This is a genomic window from Caballeronia sp. M23-90, assembly GCF_053574605.1.
Genome location: NZ_JBSIPA010000450.1, coordinates 1 through 5,220 on the forward strand (window position 1 = coordinate 1; position 5,220 = coordinate 5,220).

At 58.5% G+C, this 5,220-nt stretch carries 6 protein-coding genes; 3 read left to right on the top strand and 3 right to left on the bottom strand.

Annotated elements, in window-relative coordinates:
* Positions 1-155 precede the first annotated feature (155 nt).
* Positions 156-1,034 carry an alpha/beta fold hydrolase gene (locus ACRXB1_RS29585; RefSeq protein ID WP_449494053.1) on the bottom strand — a complete coding sequence of 293 codons (879 nt, stop codon included), beginning with the start codon at positions 1,032-1,034 and terminating at the stop codon, positions 156-158.
* Between the two features lie 95 nt (positions 1,035-1,129).
* Here ACRXB1_RS29585 and ACRXB1_RS29590 point away from each other — a divergent pair, with 95 nt between their 5' ends.
* The gene (locus ACRXB1_RS29590) at positions 1,130-2,026 is read left to right on the top strand and encodes a LysR family transcriptional regulator (protein WP_449494051.1); all 897 of its coding nucleotides are present in this window, start codon (positions 1,130-1,132) and stop codon (positions 2,024-2,026) included.
* Between the two features lie 93 nt (positions 2,027-2,119).
* Here ACRXB1_RS29590 and ACRXB1_RS29595 read toward each other — a convergent pair whose 3' ends face one another.
* Positions 2,120-2,398: a hypothetical protein gene (locus tag ACRXB1_RS29595; RefSeq protein WP_062171766.1), complete on the bottom strand. Its 279-nt coding sequence runs from the start codon at positions 2,396-2,398 to the stop codon at positions 2,120-2,122.
* Between the two features lie 242 nt (positions 2,399-2,640).
* On the opposite strand from ACRXB1_RS29595, the gene ACRXB1_RS29600 reads away from it, so the two are divergent.
* The gene (locus ACRXB1_RS29600) at positions 2,641-2,937 is read left to right on the top strand and encodes a hypothetical protein (protein WP_449494054.1); all 297 of its coding nucleotides are present in this window, start codon (positions 2,641-2,643) and stop codon (positions 2,935-2,937) included.
* Between the two features lie 36 nt (positions 2,938-2,973).
* On the opposite strand, the gene ACRXB1_RS29605 is transcribed toward ACRXB1_RS29600, so the two are convergent.
* Positions 2,974-3,876, bottom strand: a complete 903-nt coding sequence (locus tag ACRXB1_RS29605; protein ID WP_174365477.1) for a LysR substrate-binding domain-containing protein — start codon at positions 3,874-3,876, stop codon at positions 2,974-2,976.
* Positions 3,877-3,994: 118 nt separating this feature from the next.
* On the opposite strand from ACRXB1_RS29605, the gene ACRXB1_RS29610 reads away from it, so the two are divergent.
* The coding region (locus tag ACRXB1_RS29610) for an NAD(P)H-dependent oxidoreductase (RefSeq protein WP_449494052.1) at positions 3,995-5,220 on the top strand (1,226 nt) is incomplete at its 3' end.

The window sequence follows — 5,220 nt, forward strand, 5'->3', positions numbered from 1 at the left end:
TGGGCCAGGTTTTTTGACGGGGTCGAGACCTCCAAGAAGCATACGGCCACTGTCTCTGCGCGCATCAAGTGTACGCCCCTGAAGTTTCTATTCATGAGGGTCGCGCCCAAGCGCGTGGGGCGGTTTTATAGAAGGTTGTGGGGGTCGGCATGGCTTTATTCTTTTAGAAACGGCAACGCACATTCGATCAGCAACTCGGGCGCTTCTTCGGGGATGTAATGGCCGCAGGGCAGCGCGTGGCCGGTGACCTTGTCGGAGAACGCGTTCCACTCGGCGATGGGATCGAAGCACTTTTCAATCACGCCTTCCGCACCCCAAAGCGCCAGGAATTCGCACGCGATTTTCTGGCCATTCGCGAGCGACTCGCGGTCGTGCTCGAGGTCGATCGTCACGCTCGCCCGATAGTCCTCGCAGATGCCATGCGCCGTGCCGGGAATCTGCAGGCATCGCAGATATTCGGCGTATGCCTCCGGCGTGAACGGCTTCAGGCCCGCGCTCCGTGCGCCAATGGTCTGCTTGAGGTAAAGGTCGGCGTCGGCGTTGATCAGCGTTTCGGGGAAAGGCGCTGGACGCACGAGGAAGAACCAGTGCCAGTAGGCGCGCGCGAATTCGAACGAGGTCTTTTCGTACATCGCCAGAGTTGGCGCAACGTCGAGCGTGATGAGGCTTGTGACAACGTCAGGGTAATCCAGCGCCATGCGCACCGCGACACGGCCGCCACGGTCGTGGCCCAGCACCGCGAACGTTTCGTGACCGAGCGAGCGCATCAGGTCGACCTGATCTTGTGCGAGGCGGCGCTTCGAGTAGTTGCTGTGATCGGGCAGACCCTGGGGTTTGTCGCTGTCGCCATAACCGCGAAGATCTGCGGCCACCAGCGTGAAGTGCTTTGCCAGCGCGGGCGCAACCTTGTGCCAGATCGCGTGCGTCTGTGGATGGCCGTGCAGCAGAAGCAATGCCGGGCCGGCGCCGCTGGTAATTGCCTTGATTTTGACGCCATCGACAGTAGCCGATACGTCCTTGAATCGATCGAACATCATTGTCTCCAACAGTTTTATGAAGTTTAATTGATGCGTCAGCCGATACAGTTTCTATTCAGGCAATCCAGACTTAACTTTCAGGAACGAATACGATGGACGGCTTTTCCGATCTGAGCCTCTTCACACTGGTGGCGCGGCATCGCAATCTGGCGGCGGCGGCGCGGGATCTGGGCGTGACGCCGCCATCGATCAGCAAGCGTCTTGCACAACTCGAGCGGCGTCTGGGCGTAAGGCTTCTGAACCGGACGACACGACGCGTCAGTCTGACGCCCGAAGGCGAGTTGTATCTGGCGGACGGCTCCCGGATCCTCGATGAACTCGCGGAACTCGAGCAGTTGGTCACGAAAAGCCGAGGCGAACCGACCGGCTTGCTGCGCGTGAATGCATCGTTTGGATTTGGACGCAGACGCGTGGCGCCGGCGGTATCGAAGTTCATCGCGCGCTATCCGACGATCAAGATCCAGCTGCATTTGTCGGACAGGCCAGTGAACTTGCAGGAGGAAGGCTTTGATCTGGGCATCCGTTTCGGCGATGTTCCCGATGCACGGATCAACGCGCGCTTGCTGGTGAAGAACCGGCGGGTGGTGTGTGTATCGCCGGACTATGTGAAGGCGTTCGGTGCGCCCACGACGCCGCATGACCTGACGCGCCATGCGTGTCTCGTGCTTCGGGAGAATGAATCGGCTTACGGGACGTGGCACTTCACGCGGGGGAAGAAGGCTGAGACGGTCAAGGTCGACGGACCGCTAAGCAGCAATGACGGAAGCGCGGTTCTTGAATGGGCGCTCGATGGACGCGGCATTGCCGTTCGCTCGCAATGGGAAACGCAGACGCTGGTGCGGGACGGAAAGCTCGTAGTGTTGCTGAACGACTGGGTGCTGCCTAATGCGGATATTCACGCCGTTTATCTCGAACGGCATCAGTTGTCCGCAAAGCTGAGGACGTTTGTGGAGTTTTTAGGGGAAGAGTTAAGGACGAATCTGGCTTAGCCATTGTTTAACGGCGCGACGGTATTCAAATGGCAATTGGCGAGCGCTACTAAGCGACTCGCCAATTGCCATTTTGGCTTTAACGCATAAAGCTCACGCAGCGCGCTCGAAAGCCGGTTGCGCATGGGCATTCCATTCATCGACTTTTGCCGGGTCGGGGTAAGCGCGCCAGCGTGCATCGATTTCGGTCATGCCGTAGGCCAGCGCAAACTTCCGGGCATCCAGCGCGCACGCAAAGTGCCCGAGGATGCCACTCGCGCGCTGCATGCCGTCGAGTTCCCTGACGATCAGCATTGCAGCATATGTACCATCGTCGTAAGCAGCCAGGGGAATCAGAGTCACGTCTTTATAACTGATCTCTCCGTCGCGCATGTCAGACTCCTCTCAGCTTACGATTCCATCCGCCCAACGTTCTGGGCGGGTCGGGTGCATATTTATGTGTTTAGGCATTATCGATAAACAAAATAACCGAGTCATCAGGATTTGCCCTATTTCGAAATTTTTTAATAGATTGGCTGTAATTCATCGTTATTTCATACTGCGTCCGATGCGTTTCCTGATCTGTTCAGGATGTGCTTCGTTAATCGTTCCATGTCTGCTGACATTGAAGACGAATTAGAGATCGTTTTATTGCAGCGCGAAGCGACCACGCACCCGTTCGCGACGGCTGGTATGAAGTTCAACTCGCGAGCGGCAATACAGCGTTTGCGAAATTTGGCGCGGGCGAGTGGACAGAAAAGCCTTTGCTGGTTTTCACGCACTGGAGAGGGTTGGTCGCCGATCCGGGCGTGGCGCGGGAAACCGGGGACATCAGCGCGGAAGTGGTTGCGGCTGAAGGGGTGAGAGCGGTGTGGGACAAGTTCTTCCCGGGGGCCGGCGACGAAAAGCACAAGCCGCTGGAAGTTGGCTGACCGATGAGCAAGTCGCCGAAGCTCTTCGGCGACTGCTCAAGGCCACCGCCCCCAGAACGCCTCCGAACCGCTGCATTCCGTGCGAATGAAATCCGACAGCAGCTTCACTCTGGCAATGTCGCGAGTATCGGCATGTGACACCAGCCAGTAGGAACGGCTCAGCGCGATTTCATCAGGCAATATGCGCACGAGCGCAGCCTCCTTGCGCGCGATAAAACATGGCAGCACGCCGATCCCGGCACCGCCGCTCACAGCCGCCGCCTGGCTGATCACATTCGAGATACGCAAGGCCGGCATGAGCGCCGTCGATATCTGCGATAAATAATCAAGCTCGGTGCTCCACATCAGGTCATCGATATAACCGATCCATCGATGCTTGAAGATGTCCTGGAACATATTGATGGGCGCATGTGACTCAAGATATGCGCCCGATGCATAAACCCCCAGCGCATAGTCATTGAGCCGATGCGCATAAACCCGCCCGCGCGTCGGCCGCGTCATGGTCACCGCAATATCCGCTTCCCGCTTCGACAAGCTGAACATGCGCGGATTGGCAACGAGTTCTATCTCCAGATCCGGATGCGCCGCCGTGAGTTTCGCAAGCCTCGGCGCCAGAAAATAGGTGCCGAAACCCTCCGGCGTTCCCACGCGAACCGTCCCGGTCAAACCACCTGAAGGATCGTCGAGACGCGCGTTGATACGCATTGCCAGGCTCTCCATGGCCTCGGCATCGGTCATCAGCCGTTCGCCTTCGGGCGTCAGTAGAAACCCGACCGAACTGCGCTCGAACAACGTCACCCCAATGCTCGCTTCAAGCGATGCAACCCGTCGGCTCAACGTGGAATGGTCAACGCCCATTTGCTGCGCCGCGATAGTCAGGCGTCCTGCCCGGGCAATTGCAAGGAAGGCTTGAAGCGCATCCCAGTCGAATTTTCGCATGGGGATTTTTGCACAGCGCGGTTGTGGAATTGCCCATTCTATTGCAAAAAGCATGCTGCTATCTTTGGATCAAGGACGCTCTCAACACCCTTCCGATCATCACAACAAAGGAGACAGCATGTCGCTCATAGCGAAACTCGAAGCACGCGCTCAAGCAGGCCGGCCGGTTCGCGTCGGCTTGATTGGCGCAGGAAAATTCGGCTCGATGTATCTGTCGCAAGCCCCGCGCACGCCTGGCATTCATCTGGTTGGTATCGCGGACATTTCTCCTGAGCGGGCGCGCAACGCGATGCATCGCGTAGGCTGGGAAGAAGCGCGTTATTCCGCTGCTTCGTGGTCCGAAGCATTGCGCAGCGGCTCGACCTTCATCACCGACGACGCCGACGCCATGATCGCGAGTGACCACGTGGATATCGTGATCGATGCCACCGGCAGTCCCGCCGCGGGCATCCATCATGCATTGCTCTGCTGCAAGCACAAGAAGCACATCGTGATGGTGAACGTCGAGGCCGACGTACTCGCAGGTCCGTTGCTGGCAAGACGCGCGGCTGAAGCCGGCATCATCTACTCGATGGCATCGGGCGATCAGCCCGCGCTGATTGCGGAAATGGTGGATTGGGCACGCACCATCGGCTTCAAGGTGATCTGCGCCGGCAAAGGCACGAAGTATCTGCCGGTCTATCACCAGTCCACGCCCGACACAGTATGGAGCTACTACGGTTTCACCGAGGAACAAGTCGGATCGGGAGACTTCAACGCGCAGATGTTCAACTCGTTTCTGGATGGCACGAAATCGGCGCTGGAGATGGCGGCTGTATCGAATGCGTGCGACTTGCGGCCGCCTTCCGACGGACTCGCGTTCCCGGCATGTGGCGTCGATGACCTTCCGAACCTGTTGAAGCCCGCGTCCGAAGGCGGAATTCTCCCGCATCGGGGAAGCGTGGAAGTGGTGTCATCGCTCGAACGCGATGGACGGCCTGTGTTCCGCGACTTGCGATGGGGCGTGTATGCGGTCTTCGAAGCGCCATCGGATTATGTACGCGACTGCTTTGCGCAATACGGGCTCAAGACCGACAGCAGCGGACGTTTCGCGGCCATGTACAAGCCGTATCACCTGATCGGGCTGGAACTGGGGATATCGATTGCGAGCATTGCCGTGCGCGGTGAAGCAACCGGCGCAACCACCGGCTTTCATGGCGATGTCGCGGCCACCGCGATCCGCGACTTGCGATGGGGCGTGTATGCGGTCTTCGAAGCGCCATCGGATTATGTACGCGACTGCTTTGCGCAATACGGGCTCAAGACCGACAGCAGCGGACGTTTCGCGGCCATGTACAAGCCGTA

Coding starts and splice junctions, on each gene's coding strand:
- ACRXB1_RS29585 (WP_449494053.1), bottom strand. CDS start 1,034: ATGTTCGATCGATTCAAGGACGTATCGGCTACTGTCGATGGCGTCAAA.
- ACRXB1_RS29590 (WP_449494051.1), top strand. CDS start 1,130: ATGGACGGCTTTTCCGATCTGAGCCTCTTCACACTGGTGGCGCGGCAT.
- ACRXB1_RS29595 (WP_062171766.1), bottom strand. CDS start 2,398: ATGCGCGACGGAGAGATCAGTTATAAAGACGTGACTCTGATTCCCCTG.
- ACRXB1_RS29605 (WP_174365477.1), bottom strand. CDS start 3,876: ATGCGAAAATTCGACTGGGATGCGCTTCAAGCCTTCCTTGCAATTGCC.